Consider the following 20,749-nt stretch of genomic DNA (forward strand, 5'->3'; position numbering starts at 1 on the left):
TGCAAAACACATTTTCCCCAACAGCACTTATTTTTATTTACAGGATTACCGGCAGATTGATGCCCGTGGATCGCCTCTTCAGGCGGTATAGATTTATATCTGACAACCTCATCGGAAATGAACTTCCTTGTCGACAAGTGTATCATAGTATACTTTCAATTACAAGTGCTTTCTTTTATTAAACAAACGCCCCGATAAATGCTGGTTTGCGGGTGACATGAGTTTCCTCGTGTAGGGTGGTTCCGGGGGTTTTCGATTGGCAAATTGCATCAAGCCGGGACTCGTTTTGTTCCGTTGTACGAAAATAAGAAAGTCTAAGTATGCCTGATTTATATTGTGGCGGAGTGACGTGTGCGTCTTAAATGTGCCATCCGGGCACATTAAGACTTGTGCTGCCGTCCGTGGCAGCACAACACTGTATTGTGAACAGGCATACAAAGACTTTCTAATTTTCTCCCAAAGTCACAAAACGAATCCTGGCTTGATGCGATTTGCCAGCCACTAAGTTGTGAACCACCCTTCGCCGGAAAACTCATTTTACAACCTTGGGGGCGTAAATTTTTAGTGTTTTGTGTCTGAATCTGATTAAAAAAGATTTCCAAATAACTATATTCAATGGTTTATTATTTGTTTGACAACACTGGCAAAAACCTCGATATATACCACTATGCCCATATTTATTGCTATACACATTTGAAAAAATATTCTGCGTTATTAATCTGGCAATTTACGAAAAATTTCATGTAATACAATGCAGCAGCTGAAAATTTTGGAAAGTCATCAGGCTAAATATTAATGATACAGCACCTTAGGATTTTAAGCATATTCTCATTCGTGCGAATATCAAAAATCCGCACTTACGCCCCCAGATTTTGAGATGAACCGCCCACCCAAATGGTGTTCACAACCTGAAGACTGGCATCTTGCGCAAAGCCGGAGCTAATTTTGTGACTTTGGGAGAAAATTAGAAAATCTTGGTGTGCCTGTCTGCACATAGTGATGTTCTGCCACGGATGGCAGAACAAGGCAGCATCGAGTCATGGATGACTCGTTGTTGCCGTTCACGTCACTCCGCGAAAATCTAATTCAGGCATACCTAGACTTTTCTTATTTTCGGACAACGGAACAAAAATTACTCCGGCTTTGCGCAAGACGCCACTCACAGACCTGCGACACACCATTTGGACGAGCGATTTATTTCATAAACAAACCAGCAATTACTGTTTTCACTTGTGCTGACATTCCATAATAATATAAAGGAGTTACTATTACTAACATATCTGCTTCGAAAAGTTCTTTTCCAATCCTATATTTTTCTTCATAGTCTTTGTCCTCTCTTTCTTTATTGCTCAAAATGAATATCATGCAGCCTGTGCACTTTCTATTTTTCTCATCCAATAACATGACTCCCTGCTCCGGGTTTTTATCAATTGCTCCGATGACTGGATGTGGCACATACATTTCTTCCAGATAAGCAACGTCCTCATCCGCTAAATGTATGTCAAGTGCACCCACTGCATCATCAATATATTTCACCTTCGTTTCCCCGATAATCGGAGACTCCACGCCTTTTGCTGCCATCTGCAGCCTCCTGCTTTGTCATCCTCTTATCCTCTCATAGTCCCATATTTCTTCTAATATAACCCCCTGACTAAGGAGTATTATACGAAACAAAGAGTCGCCTGCGACTCTTTCGTGCCCGAGTGGTGCTGTTTACAGCTAATTAAAAAGATGCTCCTTTCGGAACACCTTCATTTTACTTTCATATATATGTTATGTCTAATACCCATTATAAATTGTGAGCAATGCTTATAAGGCATTTTTAACAAACTGTAAAAATAACCGCAGTGTGTCAGCATGCGCCTGATTTTTCTTCCATACCAGAACTGAGCCCGTTTCCAGTTGTGGGGTAAACGGAATGAATCGTAACTCTCCATACATCATCCCAAGATCAAAACAAACCGCTGTCCCCACGCCTTCCTTTACCATACTGGCTGCATTCAGAATAAGATTATAAGTAGCTGCCACATCTAATTGTTCATAAATATCGCCAAACCAGTTTGCCAGTTCATTTTTTACAGAATTTCTCTGTACCATGATAAGCGGAATACCTGATAAGTCAGCAGGTGATACACTTTCTTTTACATACAACGGAGAATCCGGATTTACTAACACGCCCCATCTTTCTTTGCCCGGCATACGAATAAATTCATACTTTGATATATCAACAGGCTCTGTTAAAAGTCCAATATCGAGCAATCCTTTCTCTATACGCTCTTTAATGTCATCCGCTGTGGCACTGTATATATGAAACTGTACCAGAGGATAGATTTCTCGAAAATTTCTGATATTTTCGGATAAAATCGCCATACTTCCCGTTTCGCCGCACCCAATAAATATCTCCCCTGAAAGCATATCACCTTTATTTTTCAATTCTGAAATCGTTTTCTCTGATAATGCTGCAATCTCCTGTGCCTGCCTGCGAAGTAACATGCCATCTTCTGTCAAGGTTACGCTATGTTTTCCTATGTGAAAAAGCTGCACTCCCAATTCCTCTTCCAACTGCATGAGCTGACGGGAAAGTGTCGGCTGCGTTACATGAAGCAGTTGTGCTGCTTTTGTAATATTTTCTTCTCTGGCAACCATTAAAAAAATTTAATACTCTAAGTTCCACGCTACACCTCCGGATTTATATGCTCTTAGTATAGCAAAATCAAACGTATTTTTTAAATTAATACAATTTTACATACCGCAGCAGCCAAAACGATCACACCCTCGCACACTGTCACAAAATACCCTTCGGTATCCCCGGTAATACCGCCGAGTTCCTTTTTGCATTTTTTATAATAATACCAAAAAGTAATGCCGGCACCCACTAAAACGGCTGCACCGGTAATGCCGTCTATATATAGCATCAACACTGCTGCCGACAGTGTCTGCAAAAAAAGTGCTGCCTTTACTGTCCGTTCATGTGCCCTGCTCGTAAACATATATAAAAGTCCCTCTTTTTTAGCGCCTGGAAAGGTCACTGCTGCTATACCGCTTAGACATCTCGATAAAAAGAATCCGACTGCTGCAATTTCTATCTGCCGCACAGCATTTATTTCTGAATAAGCTCCGATATAAATCAGTTCATAAAGCACCAGACAGATCACGGAAAAAGCACCTATGTGGGAATCTTTTAAGATCTCAAGTTTCCGCTCTCTCGGCTGATAGGAATGGAATGCGTCCATCGTATCCATAAAACCATCCACATGAAATCCACCGGTAACTGCAAGCGGGATTGCTGCACCTATCATGGCAAATGCCATATTTCCAACCGAAAACTTTCCGCAGAACCACCACCAGAACATCGTGATTCCACCGATCGTTGCTCCCACCCATGGAAAAAAACAAAATGCATATTTCATTTCTTTTTCCTGCCAGGTAAACTGCGGCATTGGGATCTGCGAATACATGGAAAATGCAATGATAAATGCTTTTAATGCTGTTGTCATAATCGTCTCCATTTCCGGGTTATTTTATAAGAAGCGGGATTCCCGCAACAACCTCAACAACTGAATCTGCCATTTCTGCCAGCAACTGATTGATCTGCCCAAGATTTCTGATATATTCCGTCGTCCCCGGCTCATAAGTGATTCCGTCCTCAAAAATCTGGTTGGTTACGACCACTAAATGAGTGGTCTGATCTCTCAGATGCCTGATCTGACTGATTATATTTTGGGCACAGCTATTTGTCTCTTTCTGTTGTTTTTTTGTTATATATACATCATTTTGTTCTGCAGGATTTTCTTCCTCCATACAGCCTCTCTCCTGCTCATCTCCAGGCTCCGGAAACATCTCGTTTGCGACAAGATTGGACATACACTCCAGCAAAGCCACCGGCATGGATGATTTTCTGCCGGATTCATCCCCCACGCACATAAGAATTTCTGAAAATGCTTCGTCCACATTTATGGGACACTCCACTGTATAAAATCCCTTTCCTGCGCGCAATTTTCTGTGCCTCTCCACCCGGCGCATGCCCTCTTCTCCATACACACGCATCGTCGCAAGATAATACAACTTATGACTTTCCGCTGACAGATATCCATCACAGATTTCTGATGCGTGGTCAGCATCCGGGATTTTATTTCCAGTATCCTGATTCTTTTTCCCTGCCAGTTTCCCTGCCAGACTTTCCGCGTATTCCGACTTTCCGCTGCCGCTTGCACCTGTTACCAATATCATCATGCTTCCGTAAACCTCCGGTATGCTTCCACCCTGATATCTGAAAAAGTTGTCCTGTTGTCGTAGACAGCATGTACCGTATCCAGAAGTCCAAACATCAGAACTGCTCCTGTTCCCTCACCGAGTGCTAAAGCACCATCAATGACCGGATGTACTCCAAGTTCCTGTAAGATCAATGCCGCAGCAGGCTCTCTGCTTTTATGGGAGGCGATCAAAAAATCTTTTACCCCCGGCACCAGCCGTTCTGCAACAAGCGCAGAAACTGCGCTGATCACACCGTCTAACACAACAGGAACACCATAAACTGCTCCTCCGATACACACACCACATAAGCCGGCAATATCAAGTCCTCCAACCGAACACAGAATCCGGAATGTCTCTTTGGAATCAAACTGATATTTTTCCCGTGCTGCATTGATGACTTCTATCTTGTGCTGTAATCCCTCATCACTTAACCCTGCACCTTTTCCGGTAATATCTGCAGTCCCACAGTCCAGCAGTGCCGCAGCCACAGCACTGCTGGTTGTTGTATTTCCAATTCCCATCTCACCGGTTGCAAACAGCATCACGCCATCTTCTTTACATTTTTTGACGCTTTTAATCCCTGCTTCAATCGCAGCTAGTGCTTCCTGCTCTGTCATCGCAGGCTGTTTTAAGAAGTTTTTGGTACCAGGGCATACTTTTTTGTTCCAGACACCCTCCGGTGTTTTTTCTGCTGCGATACCAATATCGATTGGAATCACCTCGGCATTCACCTGTGCTGCCATAAGACAGACAGAACTTTTTCTTTTTCCCATGGATTCTGCAACCTGATACGTGACCTCCTGTCCGGACTGGCTGATGCCCTCCTCGACGATTCCATTGTCTGCACACATCACGATAACTGCCTTTTTCTGTATCGGAACACTCTCATCGCCCGTCACTACACCGATCTGCGTAAATATCTTTTCAAAAATTCCCAGACCGTCTAATGGTTTCGCCAGGGAATCCCAGTTTTCCTGCACTTTTTTCCGTATGTTCTCATCTGGTTTTCTGATTTTGATTTGCTTAAGCTGCTGGTTTGTCATGTATTTTTTTGTCCATTTCTATAATATCTATATTTTTATAAGCTCCCAACAAATGCTGGTTTGTTTATGAAATAAATCGCCCGCCCAAATGGTGTGTTGTAGGTCTGTGAGCGGCATCTTGCGCAAAGCCGAATTAATTTTGGTTCCGTTGTACGAAAATAAGAAAAGTCTAAGTGTGTCTGAGTTAGATTTTCGCGGAGTGACGTGAACGGCAACAACGAGTCATCCATGACTCGATGCTGCCTTGTTCTGCCATCCGTGGCAGAACATCACTGTGTATCTACAGACACACTAAGATTTTCTAATTTTCTCCCAAAGTCACAAAATTAGCTTCGGCTTTGCGCAAGATGCCAGCCTCCAGGTTATGAAACACCATTTGGGTGGGCGGTTCATCTCAGAATTGGGGGCGCGGGTGTGGATTTTTGATATTCGCACGAATAAAAATATGCTTAAAATTCTAATGTGCTGTATCATTAATATTTAGCCTGATGACTTTCCAAAATTTTCAGCTGCTGCATTGTATTACATGAAATTTTTCGTAAATTGCCAGATTAATAACGCAGAATATTTTTTCAAATGTGTATGGCAATAAATATGGGCATAGTGGTATATATCGAGGTTTTTGCCAGTGTTGTCAAACAAATAATAAACCATTGAATATAGTTATTTGGAAATCTTTTTTTAATCAGATTCAGACACAAAACACTAAAAATTTACGCACCCCCAAGGTTGTGATGTGAGTTCCCCGGCGAAGGGTGGTTCACAACTTAGTGGCTGGCAAATTGCATCAAGCCGGGATTCGTTTTGTGACTTTGGGAGAAAATTAGGCAATCTTAGTCTGCCTGTTCGTAACACAGTGTTGTGCTGCCACGGACGGCAGCACAAGTCTTAATGCCCCCGGACGGGGCGTTTAAGACGCACACGTCACTCCGAGAAACATTAAATCAGGCTGACTTAGACTTGCCTTATTTTCGTACAACGGAACAAAACAGTCCCGGCTTGATGCAATTTGCCAATCGAAAACCTCCGGAACCACCCTACACGAGGAAACTCATGTCACCCGCAAACCAGCATTTTTATTTATTTCTGCTATCGTTTATTATAGGACAGTTTCCTGTATTCAGCAACAAACAAATTTTCTCTGTCAGATAATTTACCGTTCCATTCCCATCATCTGATACACCGCATCCATATCCAAATATTCCCGCAGTGTATCAGCAAGTTTATCATACTGCGTTTCCTTAAATTCCTGATAACTCTGCAGTGTTGCTGTCTCCATGGAAATTCCTTTTTTTGCTGCCAGTGCTTCCACGATCTTTGCAGCGATACCGTCTGCATCGAATACACCGTGGACATACGTACCATAGATGTTTCCTTTGCATATTCCATCTGTCTTTTTCATTCCATTCTGATCTGTAATATAGCACAGATTTTCATTGTGATATCTCCGCAATTTGGTTTTCCGGCTTTGCATTTCCTGCTGTTTTTGTGATTTCTGCAGAATTTCAGCTCTCGCTCTCTGACACGGATCTGCAGCAGCCATATCCATCTCATTTTCCGTAAAATCCTTTCTGCTGCTCGCTCCCATATGAATCTCATACCCCGTCAGCTTCATGCCGGACAGTACAGACAGCACACCGGAAAGTTTTTCAAATTCCCCGTCCACCTGTGTTCTTGTCTTTTCCTGTTCCATCTCTGTTACCATCGGCAAAAGTTCCATGCCGCGCAGCATACCGCCCTCCTCAACACCATAAGGATCTGCAATACACTCTCCTAACATCTGGTAGCCGCCGCAGATTCCAAAGATCACGGCATCCTGATTTTTCGCATGCTTTTTTATGGCAGTTTCCAGACCATTCTGACGCATCCATTTTAAATCACCCATCGTATTTTTGCTGCCCGGCAGAATGATCATGTCAGGCTGATGCAGCTTTTCCGGTGTATCTATATAGCGGACAGAAACACCTTCGATCGATTCAAATACCATGAAATCCGTAAAATTGGAAATACGCGGAAAACGGATAACTGCAATATCAACTGCCTTTTCCTCGTGATCCGTAAACCGGTCTGACAGACTGTCCTCATCTTCAAGTACTAAATGCATATAAGGCACGACTCCGGTAACCGGAATCCCGCCTTTTTCCTCTAACATCTGTATACCAGGATCTAAGATCGACACATCCCCGCGGAACTTATTGATGATAAGTCCTTTAATGCGTTCCCGTTCTTTTTCTTCTAACAAAACTAATGTACCGATCAGCTGTGCAAATACACCCCCACGGTCAATATCCCCGACGAGCAGTACCGGTGCGTCTAATAACTCTGCAAGCCCCATGTTTACAATATCGTTTTCTTTGAGATTGATCTCTGCCGGACTGCCGGCTCCTTCGACCACTATGATATCAGCCTGCTGCTCTAACGTCTGATATGCTTTTAAAATATCCGGGATCAGTTTCTTTTTATACGCAAAATAATCCCGTGCCTTCATATTTTTAAGCACTTCGCCGTTTACGATCACCTGGGAGCCTATATCATTCGTTGGTTTTAAAAGAATCGGATTCATGCAGACCTGCGGTTTTATCCCTGCTGCCTCTGCCTGCATGACCTGCGCACGCCCCATCTCAAGTCCCTCTTCGGTAATATAAGAGTTGAGTGCCATATTTTGGGATTTGAATGGTGCCACACGGTAACCGTCCTGCTTAAAAATGCGGCATAAACCTGCTACAAGCAGGCTTTTCCCAGCATTTGACATTGTTCCCTGAATCATGATTCTTTTTGCCATAAATTTATTTCTCTTTCCTATCCCTGTATTTTCTTTTTAGAGCAAAGAGTCGATTGCGACTCTTTCGCATTTACCCATCTACTCTCTGCGGCTGATCTCTTCCCGCAGTAATGCGGTCATTTCCTGATCTGCTTTTTTTAGGCCGACAGCTTTTAATTTTTGCTGCATCTCATCCCATTTTGCATCAAAATCCTCCGGTTTGCAGACAATGCAGTCGATCAGTCCCTTCCATGCGATATCATCCAGTTTATTTAATATCTGATTCAACTCATCCGGCAGTGTCAAAGACCAGAGCGGTGAATAATTTTCTTTTTCAAATTCTTCTTTCTGTGGGAAAATATCGATTAGCATATCTGCATTCCATGCTTTTAATGCCTCTTTTTCCATCTCATCATAACTTTCCTTTACCACATTTCTTGAACTCTTGCTGTATGAATTGCCGGTAGAATCAACTGCCTCATTTCCATAACTTGGAAACGGATATACACGGAAGCCAACTCCTGTGCGTTCCGAATAATTCGTATCACTTTTCGATGCTTCAAGGTCTTCCTCTGTAATACAGCGTTTCCCATTTTCATCATAATAGTAGTTAACTCCTTCGATTCCCCAGTTCAGAAGGATCTGTCCCTCATCACTGCATATCCAGTCCAGAAATTTGACCGCCCGTACAGGATCTTTACAGCTTTTCGTAATACCGATTCCCCAGCCGACTGCCAGACTTCTCTGCTTTAAAGACGGGCATTTTACAGATTCATCAATCGTAACCGGAAGTCCCGCATAAGTCCGCTCGTCCTGTCCTTCCGATCTTAAAGATACCTCCGCATTTGCATAATCCCAGTCTTTATCCAGCAGTCCAAGCACCCTGCCATCTGCAATCTTCATAATATAATCTTCGTGTGTCTGTGTGGCAAATTCCGGATCTAAAATTCCTTCATTATATATTTCGTTCAGCCATTCATAATATTCTTTCTGTCCATCCGCTGCATGCTTATAATATACTTCTTCCTTGTCCTCATCCACGATCCACTGACCATTATCCGGCGAACCATTTGCGATAAACCCGGACGGATTAGACAGCATCGTATACCAGTGCCAGTCAGAACATGCAATGGAAATACCGATGGTCGGTTTTTCATTAATAGTGGGATATTTTACCATATAGTCACGGATCATCTGTGTATATTCATCTAATGTATATGGTATCTGATACCCGTTTTCCTGCAATACCGCCCACTGGAGCTGGGCTGTCCCTGATGTTTCCAATATTTCTTCCTGCACCTTGTCACTGCATAACTGGTAAATAGATGGATCATCACTGGAATAACGCAGATTTTCGTACTCATCTCCATACAATTTTTTAATATTAGGACCATACTCATCGATCAGATCTGACATATCAATCAATGCATCATTCTGGATCAATGTCGGAGCATCCCCTTTTGCAAACACAAGATCCGGATATTCCCCGGTTGCAACCATCAGCGCAATACGGTTATCACTGGCATCCGCAGGGTAATCCATCTTTAGCGTAACACCTGTCTTTTCTGTTATTTTCTGTGCGACAGGATCTGTCCATGTGTCCTCCATCCCGTCCGCATTATAAAATGTAAATGTAACCGGTTCTAAATCTTCCTGACTGCTCTCCTGCTTTTGTGTGTCTGAAACAGTTGTATTTTCTGTGGCACCACAGCCATATAACCCCATCAGCAGACTGCCTGTGATAAGACCACTTACGATCCTGCTGCACACTGTTCTATTGCATGCAAAATATTTACATACAAAAGTTTTACCTATACCTTTGTATAAAAAACTCCTTCCCATATATCCTGCCCCTTTAAATTATTTTCTCATTTTCAGAATGTAATATTTCATTACTCAATTTCCGACGTCAGAACCGGAAGTTTGATACTGACTTTCGTTCCTGCTCCTGTCTTACTCTCAAATTCTACTCCGTAATTCTCCCCATACTGAAGTTTAATTCTCTGATTGACATTACAGATTCCGATATGCGTCCGGTCAAGATTGTCAAAATCATTCAACGCCTTACGCACTTCGTCTAGTTTTTCCATGGACATTCCGCATCCATTATCTGATACTGTAATCCACAGATGGGATCTCACTTCAACCCTGATCACGATTTCTCCCCCGCTTTCCTTTGCCTCAAGTCCATGCACAAATGCATTTTCCACAAAGGGCTGGATCAATAGCGGCATAACCTTCAGTGAACTGATATCTCCCTCCGTCTCAATACTGTAATGAATCCTGTCATGGAAACGGTAATCCTGTATTTTCAGATAATACTCGACTAACTTCAATTCTGATTTTAACGGCTGTAATGTATTGCTTACCTGAATATTTCTCCGCATGATCTTTGCAAGCATTTTTGCTAATTCTTCGATATCCGGCTGATTGTGAATCCTTGCCTGCATGCGGATCGTCTCCAACGTATTATACAAAAAATGCGGATTAATCTGGCTTGCAAGCATCTTAAATTCCACTTCTTTCTGCCTTGCATTGACCTGTTCTTTCTGCACACGCTCCTTGATCACATTATTCATCAGTTCCTGGATAGAATCGATCATAACCTTCAGGTCACGATAAAGATCTGTGATTTCATCCTCACCGCCGATATCTTCTGTAATATTAAAATCTCCGGTTGCCGCCTTGTGCATCTGGAGGCGGAACGTATTTACCCTTGCACTGAACTGATTGGAAAATGCTAAAATGATTCCAAGTCCAAATGCCACACATACAAGCTGCGGCACAAGACTTCCCAACGCACTGCGTGCTGCTGATCCGGCAATCTCCTCATACGGACATACACTTACTAACGTATAATAATCATCAGAATAATCCGGTTTTACCCGCACTGTCGATAAAAGACAGGTATCTTCGCCCTGAAAACGTACTTTTCCGGAATAAGTATCATCTTTGATCTGCTTTAATAACAGAATCATCTCATCTGTATCACGGTTATTTTCATTGCGATGTAAAACCACAGTATCATCATACACTAAATAAGTATCCTGTGTCCGCTCCTGCACCGGCAGTTCTGTACGCTTATACTGCATGGTTATCGCAAGTACACCGACCGGCTCCATATCCTTTGTATATAAAAGTCTTGACATCCGAAGGGAATCTTTGCGTTTGAGCGAATCATACGAATAAGACCAGTAAGGCTTTCCATCCAGATCTAATGTATTCTGGTACCATGGTTTCTCTGCGATCTCCTGGTCTACATGTACAAAATATTCATTATTGGAAATTGTATCATTATTAAGATACAATGTGATACTTGAAATTTCATGATAATAATATTTCAGATAATCAGAAATGGTATCATAGTCTCTGTAATCTGCAAGAATCTCTGAATAATTTTCATATTGATGAAATGCGATATGCTCGATCTTTTCATCAAAGTACATCTGTTTGGAAATATCAGAGATGACGGACATACTTTCGCTCATGGAATCTGCGATCATATTCAGTCCATCCATCTCGCTTTCCTTTGCTTTCTGGATCAGTACCGTTCTTGTATTCTGATAAGTATAAATATCCAATAACAAGATCGGCAGAATTCCTCCGGCAATATATATAAAGAGCATTCTCTCCCGCAGTCTTAAGTTACCTATAAACGTTTTTATCCGGGCAAACAAACTCATATTTCTACACCTTTCGTTTGTCTTTCAGTCAGACCGGCATTTCCCACTATTTATTCCGGGCAAACACGTACTATAACCGGAAATCTGCTGTTTATTCCGGGTGCTGTGACATGAAGTCCCTCCCCGTCAACAGACCACTGCAGCTTACCGTCATATCCTAAAATGTCCACCGAATCAATGATGCCATGAAACTCCGGTACATTCTGGTCACTGCTGTCTGCAAGTGAATGGATACAGAAAACACCATCTTTAGGACATTGTAACGCAATCGCGTAAATATTTCCATGATTAATCGTAAAACGATAATCTCTGTCTGTAAATTTCAGTTCTTTCTGATCCTGAAACTGCCCTTCTGCCGTTACAGTAGGTCCTTCCTTGGATTTTCTCCATACCTTTGCCCCCGTGATGGCTTCACTGTTTACTTTCATCCATCCTGCAAGGTCTTCTAAGATCGCACGGTCGCCATCCGGTATGGTTCCGTCCGCTTTTGGACCGATATTCAGTAAAAGATTTCCGTTTTTGCTGACCACATCAACAAGTGTACAGATGATCTCATTGCTGCTCTTATAATCTAACGTATCTGTATAGCACCAGGAATTTCTTGCTACCGCCGTATCTGTCTGCCATTCATACGGCTTTGCCTCCGCAAAACCACCTCGTTCTACTTCTACAATACCGCTGCCAAACATCATTGCATCATGTTTATAACAGATTTTTACATCTTTGCCCCATTTTATGCCACAGTTGTAATAAAATGCTGCAATCTTCTTTAAATATGGCTTAAATGCCTGATGCTGTACCCACCAGTCAAAATAAAGCAGCGATGGTTGATAATTTAAGATCAGTTCTGCGGTGCGTGCTAACCAGTCATTTAAAAATTCTTCCGTCGGATATGGTTCTCCATAAAGATCTTCCGCATCCGGTTCCGGCATAGACGGCCAGTACAGATCTCCTTTTTGCAGAGGTTCTCTGATATCACTGTCAAATTCTTTTCCATGCCCTAAGAAAAACCAGTGTTCTGCACGGTGGGAAGATGCACAAAACATCATACCCTGTTTTTCAATCTCTTCTTTCAGTTCCCCAAGCACATCCCTCTTTGGTCCCATCTCTGCGGCATTCCAGTGGGACAGTCCGCTTTTGTACATCTGAAATCCATCATGATGTTCCGCAACCGGAAATACATAACCGGCACCAGCCTCTTTAAATAATTTTACCCATTCTGCAGGGTTAAATTTTTCAGCACAAAACATTGGAATAAAATCTTTGTAACCAAAATTTTTCTGGCTTCCGTAAGTTTTTACATGGTGTTCATATGCAGGCATTCCTTCGATGTACATGTTCCTCGGATACCATTCATTAGAGTTTGCAGGAACGCTGTAAACACCCCAGTGGATGAAGATTCCAAAGTGGTTTTGTTTAAACCAGTCCGGGGTTTTTGCCTGCATCAGGGAGGACCAGGTGGGTTGATACGGTCCTTCTGCAATGATGCGGTCTACGGTTTCAAGAAGTTGTTGTTCTTTCTGCTCTGACATGATATACTTTCCTTTTCTTTTTGAAAAAATCTACTTACTCTGGATGATCGCAACTGCTTTAGGTTCAAGCACAATATTTTCTCCTGCCTGGTAATCTGCTTTACCGAGCAGGTCGGTTCCGGCTTTTTTCAGCGTTACTTCCTGTGGTTCATCCGTTGGATTTAAGAGGAATAAGAAGCTGCCATTTTTGTTCTCGCGGAGGGTGATTTCTACTTTTTCGCTGCCTGAAGCGAGAGCCTCGACACCGGCATCTTTCAGGATATCCGTCAGGAAGGTACGGTAAAACTCTCCGTCTGAACGGGTTGCAACGTAGCAGGCTTTTCCTGTTCCAAAGGAATTGCAGGTCAGTACCGGCATTCCGGCATAAAAATCATTGTCATAAACGGCAAGCGTTTCTGCACCTTCGGTGTGTAAGAGGTCACAGAGTACTTCAGCCGGGTAAGTGACATCTTTGTATGCAAAAGTGTGTTTCATTCCGACATTCCCCTCCGGGATGGCATCGGATTCTTCCACCCAGATGCCTAAGATATCGCGCAGTCTGCCCGGGTATCCGCCTGTAATAACAAGATCATGATCTTCCACATAACCACTGAAATAGGAAGTTACAAATGTACCTCCTTCTTTGACATATGCACGGATTTTTTCATCATAACCGTCTTTACACATGTATAACATCGGTGCGATCACAACTTTATAACCGGACAGTTCATCATCCACACCAACAAAATCCATCGGAATATGAAGATTCAACAATGCTTTATAATACTGATAGATTTCTTCATAATAATTGATGCATCGGCTTGGTCCTGCGGACAGCACGGTTGCCCACCAGTTATCCCAGTCAAACACCATTGCCACTTTTGCCGGAGTACGTGCGCCAAGCAATGTATCCGAAAGTCCTTCAAGTTCTTCCCCAAGCGCCGTAATCTCACGGAATACCCTTGTATTTTCATTACCAACATGGTCGATCACTGCACCATGATATTTTTCACAGGCACCTATGCTTCTGCGCATCTGGAAAAACATGACCGTGTCTGCTCCATGCGCTGCTGCCTGATAGCTGTATAAACGCATCACACCCGGACGTTTCAGGGCACAATAAGTATGCCAGTTGCTCACACTCGGTGTCTGCTCCATCAGTGCAAACGGTTTTCCGCCCTTTAACCCGCGCATCAGATCATGCGCCATCGCATTGTTTTCTGTTTCTGCCCCAAATGACGGATAGCTGTCCCAGGAAATAAAATCCATCTCTTTTGCCCATTTCTGGTAGTCTAATGACGGATAAAATCCCATCAGATTCGTGGTAACCGGAACGTCCGGTGTATATGCTTTTACCGTATCACGCTCTAACTTATAACAGTCTAAAATACTGTCTGAATTAAATCTGCGGTAATCGAGCGAAATTCCCTGGAAGTTTGTGCGGATACCATCCCAGTTAAATTCTTCCGAACGCATATCCGGCAGAACGACATCATCCCAGTCATAAAATGTATGGCTCCAGAAACAAGTATTCCACACACGGTTTAACTCATCGATCGTCTTATATTTTTTGCGCAGCCATACACGGAATGCTTTTTCACAGTTTTCACAATAACATTCTCCGCCATATTCGTTGGAAATATGCCATGCAACGATATTGTCATAATCTTTATAACGCTCTGCAAGTTTTCCAGCCAGTGCCACGGAATATTTCCGGTAGGTCGGACTGTTTGGGCAGGAATTATGACGTGCTCCAAACTTACGTTTCATACCGTTATGCTCCACACGCAGGATATCCGGATATTTTCTTGCCATCCATGCCGGATGCGCACCTGTTGAGGTTGCAAAGCAGACTTTTAATCCGTTTTCTTTTACATATTTCATGATCTTATCCAGTTTGGAAAAATCATAGGTAACTTCATCCGGCTGCAATGCTGCCCAGCTAAACACATTTAAAGTCACAACATCTATATGCGCCAGTTTAAACATGCGCATATCCTCTTTCCAGATCTCTTCCGGCCACTGCTCCGGATTATAGTCTCCGCCGTATAAAATTTTATGTACTTTGCTGCTCTCGATCATCTCTTTACTCCTCTTGCCTTTTTATATTTTTTCATTGCCTATAAATATATTTTATCTGCTTTTTTAAATAGTGAACTGTCCAAAAATTGACAATCTCTTATTCACCCTCACGATTCACACGCTCGATCTGCAGAAAAATACGTTTACTCACTGCTGCAACCGTATAAATGATAAATCCAGGGCCAAATAAGATTCCAAGGAATATCATCGTGGAATTATACTGGAAAATCAGCACTTCCGCAGCAACAAGTATCACTAAGATCAGCGTTTTTCCAAAATATTTTCTTGAAATATCCATAGAGTTCTGAATGGTACGGATCACTGTATTTTCGTATCTTGCCAACAGCGGAAATGCATAGATCATCGCAATGATTACAAGAAATACGGAGACCATACCAATGATCAGCAAAATGACCGGATTGTTTTTCACCGCTCCAAAAAGCTGGAAATCAAGATACACCGCATACCACGCAATCAGAAAGATCAGTCCCATCGGAACTCCCTGCTTAAAGTTTGCCTTGTATGCCTCAAAATAAGATTTTGCAATATAACCTTCCTCATCATCCGCTAATTTTAGTGCAACTGACATTGCTGCTGTCGTTGATACACCGATCGTAAAAATTGGTATACTTCCTAGAATCCACCAAAAATTTAATTTTAAAATATCTAACAATCTGCTCAAAAAACGGTATAACGGACTGTCCACACTGAAAAATTTCATCTTTTCCTCCGATCCAGAGTGCTGTAAATACACTTCTCTCTTTTATTTATTTTTTCTGTCTGATCTGCTTTCATCATACAGGATTTTTACAAATATATCCAGTATGATGAAAACAGACCGGGGCGATCCGGACGTTTTGTCCGGATCCTTTGCTCAGGTCTGTCTTTTCAAACAACAGACGTCTTTACATAACATGCCATCTATTGTTTTTCATCACATCGTTATTTGATTGTCTCTTTTACTGCGTCCTCAGCTGCTTTTCTAAGTGATGCTTCATTCTCCTGGAATGCGATACACTCATCATAGCCGTAATCTTTTGCCTGAGAGATCATATCAGAAACGATCTGGTCGTATTCAGCATCTGTCTTAGCATAGATTGCTTTCCATGAATTTGTCTTGATGCACTCAGCAACCTGTGTCCATAATACATTTAACTCATCAGATTTTACAGACTCAGAGTATGTTGTACCAAGAGAAAGTTTGTAAGGTCTTGATCCCATGTACTCATCTGCTGTTGCAAAACCGGTCTTATCTCTCCAATCCTGCTCAATGTCAGAATTTGCATCTGTTGCAAAACTAGCCCATTTACGATAGTTGTATGTCTCACCGTTTGAATCAGGATTTAAGGAATCAAGTGCCCATGTTGTGTTGTTCATTTTAAAGGAACCATCATCAAATGTTCCGCTGTAACCATCAGACATCTGTGTGCTGATATCTGTCTTAGCTGCACGTCCTAAATCTGTAAACTGTGTTTTTCCATTTTCATCATAGTACCAGCAGACATCCTTTGGACCATACTCAGCTGTCATACGTCCTTCCGGAGTAGATAACCAGTTTAAGATAGCCATACACAATTCCGGATACTCTGTCTTAGCACCGATAGACCAGATACGGTTTCCACCATAGATATTCTGACCATAGCAGATCGGGGTTGCATCTTCCGGTGGGCAAGGATACATTGCTTTTCCTTCCTGTGCATGTGAATCTGAGTTGTAGAAAGTAGAACCTAAGAAGTTGAATACATTTAAGAATGCTCCACCGTTCTGGTAATCTTCCTGCATACCATCATATCCCTGTGTCTGTGAGTCAGGATCAAGTAATCCTTTCTGAAACAGATTGTTATAGAATTTTAAGCATGTAAGATAAGGTCCATTCTCCTCTAACACCGGATGGAATACCTGCTCCTCCGGATCATAAAGACCAAAACCGAATTCATCATATCCATAATAAGCAGTTGCTGTTGATTTTACGAACATTACCATATTTCCATCCCAATCGTTAAATAAGGAAACACCGTAAGTTGTTTTTCCATTATCATCTGTCGGGCAGATTTCTTTCATCTGACCCAATACATCTACCATATCATCTAATGTTTTGATCTCAGGATATCCTAACTCTTTGTAAAGATCCCATCTTAAATCCCAGGTATACATGAAATCCTGACGTGCTGTTGCATCTCTTGCAACATCAAATCCGAATCCATAAACCGTACCGCCGGAAAGGTCTGCATTTTTCTGTAATGCATACGGCATGTTCTGTTTGATGTATGGACCATAATCGCTTAAGATATCATCCTCATTCCAGTCAAAGAGCATTCCTTTGCTCACTGCCTGCTGATACTCATCGGAGTCATTTCCCCAGAGAACCAGGTCTCCAAGATTTCCTGACTCCATACGTGTCTCATATACACCGTCGGAATCCGGAATGATATTTAATTTTACATTGAATTTGTCTAACATGATCTGACCGAACCAGCCGATCTGCTCTCCGGAATAGTTTGCTAACTGGTCGAATACATCAAGAGTTACTGTCTCCTCCGGAATGATGTCTGCCAGATCCTCAGCATCCGCCTCATCGGAAGAAGCGTCTCCAGCCTCTGTGCCAGCTTCGTCCACAGCATTATCTGCTGCTGTGTCATTTTTTGTGTTGCTTGCCTGATCATTTCCCCCACAGGCTGCCATGGAAACTGTCATCGCAGCTACCAAAAGCAGTGATACAATTTTTTTAGCTTTCATATAATCCTCCTTGTTTTGCGAAGCAAAATCCGAACCCTTTGGTGAGGAGAGGATTTTACTCCTTGTTTTGCGAAGCAAAATCCGAGTCCTTTGGTGAGGAGAGGATTTTACTCCTTGTTTTGTGTTATATTGATTCCGCACCACGCGGTTAACACCTCTTTAACCTTTTACGGCACCTAACATGATACCTTTCTCAAAGTAACGCTGCATGAATGGATATACGACTAAGATCGGAATTACGGTTACCATGGAAATCGTATATTTGATAACTTTTCCACTCATTGCTGATTTAAGAACAGCCTCGCTGACAGCTCCACCGGACTCCATCAATGCACTTAAGTTGGATGCCTGATTTAAGTAAATGTAAAGTCTGTGCTGTAACGTATATAATTTCGGAGCAGATGTCATTAAAATCAGGGAATCCGTAAAGGAGTTCCAGTGGCCAACTGCACCAAAGATCGCAATCGTTGCAAGGATCGGTTTGCTGAGCGGCCAGATGATCTTACGAAATACGGTAAAGAAACTTGCTCCGTCGATCTGTGCGCTCTCTTCGAGTTCTGCCGGAATAGACTCTATGTACGTCTTTACCAAAATGATGTTATATGGTGCCACAATACCAGGAATGATGTATGCCCAGAATGTATTGGTCAGTCCTAACATCTGCATGTTTAAGAACCATGGGATCAGACCTGCATTAAAATACATGGTGATCACAAGGAATCTGTACCAGAATTTTCTGCCCCACATTTCATCTTTTGTTACCAGATAACCGATAAATCCTGATGCTGCAACCATAAGTGCTGTACCAAGTACTGTTCTTGACAATGATACGATCAATGCACTTGAAAGGTCACTTACGTTTAACAGAGCTGTATAGTTATCCAGATGGATTCCTCTCGGTACGAAGTTGATCACACCCCTGATTACCAGATCGTTATCACTGATCGTATTGATGAACAGGTAATAAAACGGGAATATACATGCGATTGTAAATAATGTAAAAAACAGGTAGTTTAAAATGTTAAATACGACATCGCCGGGTTTTAAGCGATATTTGCGTTTATGTGTTTTTTCATAAAGCTTTTCGGCTTTTAAATCAGCCTTTTCCTGTGCTGTTTTTGCCATGTCTTATGCCTCCTTATACAATACTCTCGCCACGAATCAGTTTTGAAATACCGTTTGCACCAAACAGTAAGGTTACACTGACAAGTGATTTTACCATACCAATTACTGTTGATAATGGGATCTGTCCCTGTCCGATACCAAGTTTGTATACATACAGGTCAAGTACCATAATAGCGTTTGTATTGGTAGAGTTTTCAAATACTAAATACTGATCCATACCGTTGCTTAAGATATTGGCGATTGACATTAACAGTAATACACAGAATGTCGGGATCAGGCTTGGCACTGTGATATTCCACATTCTCTGGAAGCGGCCTGCGCCATCCACCGTTGCTGCTTCATAAAGCTGCTGGTCAATACCGGAAATCGCTGCGATATAAATGATTGCACTCCAGCCGATTCCTTTCCATAAGCCCCATGCTAACATCTGCAGCCATACATGGCTGCCTCCCATCAGCATGTTCACACCCTCTGACCAGATTCCTGCATTTACCATCAAACTGCTGATAAATCCGTCTGTTGAGAAGATGCAGAAAGCGATTGCATATACAAGTACCCAGCTGATGAAGTTTGGCACCGTCGTAAGTGTCTGTACAACGCGGCGGAACTTCATATTTTTAATCTCACAAAGGAAAATTGCAAATGCCATTGGAAGCCAGCTTGTCAAAATTCCAAGTCCACTCATTGCAAGTGTGTTTTTCAGAACACGAATGATATCTCTTACGGTAGCCGGATTCTTAAATAACTGTGTGAACCATTTGAATCCAACAAAGTTAGCCCTGCTTAAGGTATCACCAACTTTGTAATCGAAGAATGCATATCTCCAACCCCATAATGGCAGATAACAGAACACACCAGCCAGTGCTAAAAACGGCATCAACATCAGAAACAGACGATACTTTGTTTCCATCTCATATTTTGCGCCTGCCTCAACTTTCGGCTGTTTTACCATCACAATCAATGTAACTGCTAAAAGTATGATCGCAACGATTAAGATTGCATAGAAGCCATTGGAAAAGATCGGTTCTATCTTACCAGGTTTTTCCGTTTTGCTGATCTGGCTGTATGCAAGTGCGATACCACCAAGTCCGAGGATCATCACTGCACTTCCTGCCGCTGTGAAGATGTTGCTCAGTTTTTTCATTTTCAGATTACCAAGTGATAAACATCCTCCCGCTGCAACCGCTGCTGTTCCAAGACAGGTAACCAGAGCAGATACAGAGTCAAGCCGTAATGTTGACTTCATGACCCATCCTTTTCGGAATGCACGTCCAAACTCTGATGCCAGTGATGAGTATGAGATACCGGAAGTAAACAAGGATAAGTTTCTTCCGATCATTCCACTGATTCGCGCTGGGTTAATTCCAGGTATGAACATAAATAAGACTGCAAACAGAACTGCGATCCGAAGTACAAGATATAACTTATCTGTAACGCCGGTGCCATCTGCTTTTTTGTTTTTTGAAATGCCCGTTTCTTTCATTTCTCCCTTTCCCTTCTTTTTGGTTTTCTCCAGCATCCGGAGGTTTTCGAAAACGTTTAAGTTTTGCCTTA

At 42.3% G+C, this 20,749-nt stretch carries 14 protein-coding genes; all 14 read right to left on the minus strand.

Annotated elements, in window-relative coordinates; translation table 11 throughout:
• Positions 1-1,194 precede the first annotated feature (1,194 nt).
• The gene (locus tag ACDD58_RS15750; protein WP_370778335.1) at positions 1,195-1,581 is read right to left on the minus strand and encodes an NAD(P)H-dependent oxidoreductase; all 387 of its coding nucleotides are present in this window, start codon (positions 1,579-1,581) and stop codon (positions 1,195-1,197) included.
• Between the two features lie 228 nt (positions 1,582-1,809).
• A complete protein-coding gene (locus ACDD58_RS15755) occupies positions 1,810-2,646 on the minus strand; it encodes a LysR family transcriptional regulator (RefSeq protein ID WP_370778337.1) in 837 nt (278 codons plus the stop codon).
• Positions 2,647-2,726: 80 nt separating this feature from the next.
• Entirely contained in the window at positions 2,727-3,497 is a 771-nt protein-coding gene (locus ACDD58_RS15760; protein WP_370778339.1) for an adenosylcobinamide-GDP ribazoletransferase, read from the minus strand.
• A gap of 19 nt (positions 3,498-3,516) precedes the next feature.
• Positions 3,517-4,233 carry a bifunctional adenosylcobinamide kinase/adenosylcobinamide-phosphate guanylyltransferase gene (locus ACDD58_RS15765; RefSeq protein WP_370778341.1) on the minus strand — a complete coding sequence of 239 codons (717 nt, stop codon included), beginning with the start codon at positions 4,231-4,233 and terminating at the stop codon, positions 3,517-3,519.
• Positions 4,230-5,297, minus strand: coding sequence for a nicotinate-nucleotide--dimethylbenzimidazole phosphoribosyltransferase (gene cobT / locus ACDD58_RS15770; RefSeq protein ID WP_370778343.1), 1,068 nt, complete (start codon positions 5,295-5,297; stop codon positions 4,230-4,232). Before cobT ends, ACDD58_RS15765 begins: the two co-directional genes overlap by 4 nt.
• Before the next feature lie 1,153 nt (positions 5,298-6,450).
• Positions 6,451-8,079 carry a cobyric acid synthase gene (locus tag ACDD58_RS15775; protein ID WP_370778345.1) on the minus strand — a complete coding sequence of 543 codons (1,629 nt, stop codon included), beginning with the start codon at positions 8,077-8,079 and terminating at the stop codon, positions 6,451-6,453.
• A 78-nt stretch (positions 8,080-8,157) separates the two neighbouring features.
• Positions 8,158-9,900, minus strand: a complete 1,743-nt coding sequence (locus ACDD58_RS15780; protein ID WP_370778347.1) for an ABC transporter substrate-binding protein — start codon at positions 9,898-9,900, stop codon at positions 8,158-8,160.
• A 50-nt stretch (positions 9,901-9,950) separates the two neighbouring features.
• The gene (locus ACDD58_RS15785) at positions 9,951-11,741 is read right to left on the minus strand and encodes a sensor histidine kinase (protein ID WP_118209148.1); all 1,791 of its coding nucleotides are present in this window, start codon (positions 11,739-11,741) and stop codon (positions 9,951-9,953) included.
• 50 nt (positions 11,742-11,791) lie between these two features.
• On the minus strand, positions 11,792-13,273 hold the full coding sequence (locus tag ACDD58_RS15790) for an alpha-L-fucosidase (RefSeq protein ID WP_370778349.1): 1,482 nt from the start codon (positions 13,271-13,273) through the stop codon (positions 11,792-11,794).
• Between the two features lie 30 nt (positions 13,274-13,303).
• Entirely contained in the window at positions 13,304-15,334 is a 2,031-nt protein-coding gene (locus ACDD58_RS15795; RefSeq protein ID WP_117922535.1) for a beta-galactosidase, read from the minus strand.
• 97 nt (positions 15,335-15,431) lie between these two features.
• On the minus strand, positions 15,432-16,055 hold the full coding sequence (locus tag ACDD58_RS15800; protein WP_370778351.1) for a YesL family protein: 624 nt from the start codon (positions 16,053-16,055) through the stop codon (positions 15,432-15,434).
• Between the two features lie 221 nt (positions 16,056-16,276).
• Complete coding sequence (locus ACDD58_RS15805) at positions 16,277-18,070, minus strand: hypothetical protein (RefSeq protein WP_118209219.1); 1,794 nt, start codon at positions 18,068-18,070, stop codon at positions 16,277-16,279.
• A 159-nt stretch (positions 18,071-18,229) separates the two neighbouring features.
• On the minus strand, positions 18,230-19,195 hold the full coding sequence (locus ACDD58_RS15810; RefSeq protein WP_117922533.1) for a carbohydrate ABC transporter permease: 966 nt from the start codon (positions 19,193-19,195) through the stop codon (positions 18,230-18,232).
• A 13-nt stretch (positions 19,196-19,208) separates the two neighbouring features.
• Positions 19,209-20,678, minus strand: a complete 1,470-nt coding sequence (locus tag ACDD58_RS15815; protein WP_370778353.1) for an ABC transporter permease — start codon at positions 20,676-20,678, stop codon at positions 19,209-19,211.
• Positions 20,679-20,749 lie beyond the last annotated feature (71 nt).

The sequence above is a fragment of the Roseburia sp. genome, from assembly GCF_041325975.1.
Classification (GTDB): domain Bacteria; phylum Bacillota; class Clostridia; order Lachnospirales; family Lachnospiraceae; genus Roseburia; species Roseburia rectibacter.

Coding starts and splice junctions, on each gene's coding strand:
- ACDD58_RS15760 (WP_370778339.1), bottom strand. CDS start 3,497: ATGACAACAGCATTAAAAGCATTTATCATTGCATTTTCCATGTATTCG.
- ACDD58_RS15800 (WP_370778351.1), bottom strand. CDS start 16,055: ATGAAATTTTTCAGTGTGGACAGTCCGTTATACCGTTTTTTGAGCAGA.
- cobT (WP_370778343.1), bottom strand. CDS start 5,297: ATGACAAACCAGCAGCTTAAGCAAATCAAAATCAGAAAACCAGATGAG.
- ACDD58_RS15815 (WP_370778353.1), bottom strand. CDS start 20,678: ATGAAAGAAACGGGCATTTCAAAAAACAAAAAAGCAGATGGCACCGGC.
- ACDD58_RS15785 (WP_118209148.1), bottom strand. CDS start 11,741: ATGAGTTTGTTTGCCCGGATAAAAACGTTTATAGGTAACTTAAGACTG.
- ACDD58_RS15780 (WP_370778347.1), bottom strand. CDS start 9,900: ATGGGAAGGAGTTTTTTATACAAAGGTATAGGTAAAACTTTTGTATGT.
- ACDD58_RS15755 (WP_370778337.1), bottom strand. CDS start 2,646: ATGGTTGCCAGAGAAGAAAATATTACAAAAGCAGCACAACTGCTTCAT.
- ACDD58_RS15810 (WP_117922533.1), bottom strand. CDS start 19,195: ATGGCAAAAACAGCACAGGAAAAGGCTGATTTAAAAGCCGAAAAGCTT.
- ACDD58_RS15765 (WP_370778341.1), bottom strand. CDS start 4,233: ATGATGATATTGGTAACAGGTGCAAGCGGCAGCGGAAAGTCGGAATAC.
- ACDD58_RS15775 (WP_370778345.1), bottom strand. CDS start 8,079: ATGGCAAAAAGAATCATGATTCAGGGAACAATGTCAAATGCTGGGAAA.
- ACDD58_RS15805 (WP_118209219.1), bottom strand. CDS start 18,070: ATGAAAGCTAAAAAAATTGTATCACTGCTTTTGGTAGCTGCGATGACA.
- ACDD58_RS15795 (WP_117922535.1), bottom strand. CDS start 15,334: ATGATCGAGAGCAGCAAAGTACATAAAATTTTATACGGCGGAGACTAT.
- ACDD58_RS15790 (WP_370778349.1), bottom strand. CDS start 13,273: ATGTCAGAGCAGAAAGAACAACAACTTCTTGAAACCGTAGACCGCATC.
- ACDD58_RS15750 (WP_370778335.1), bottom strand. CDS start 1,581: ATGGCAGCAAAAGGCGTGGAGTCTCCGATTATCGGGGAAACGAAGGTG.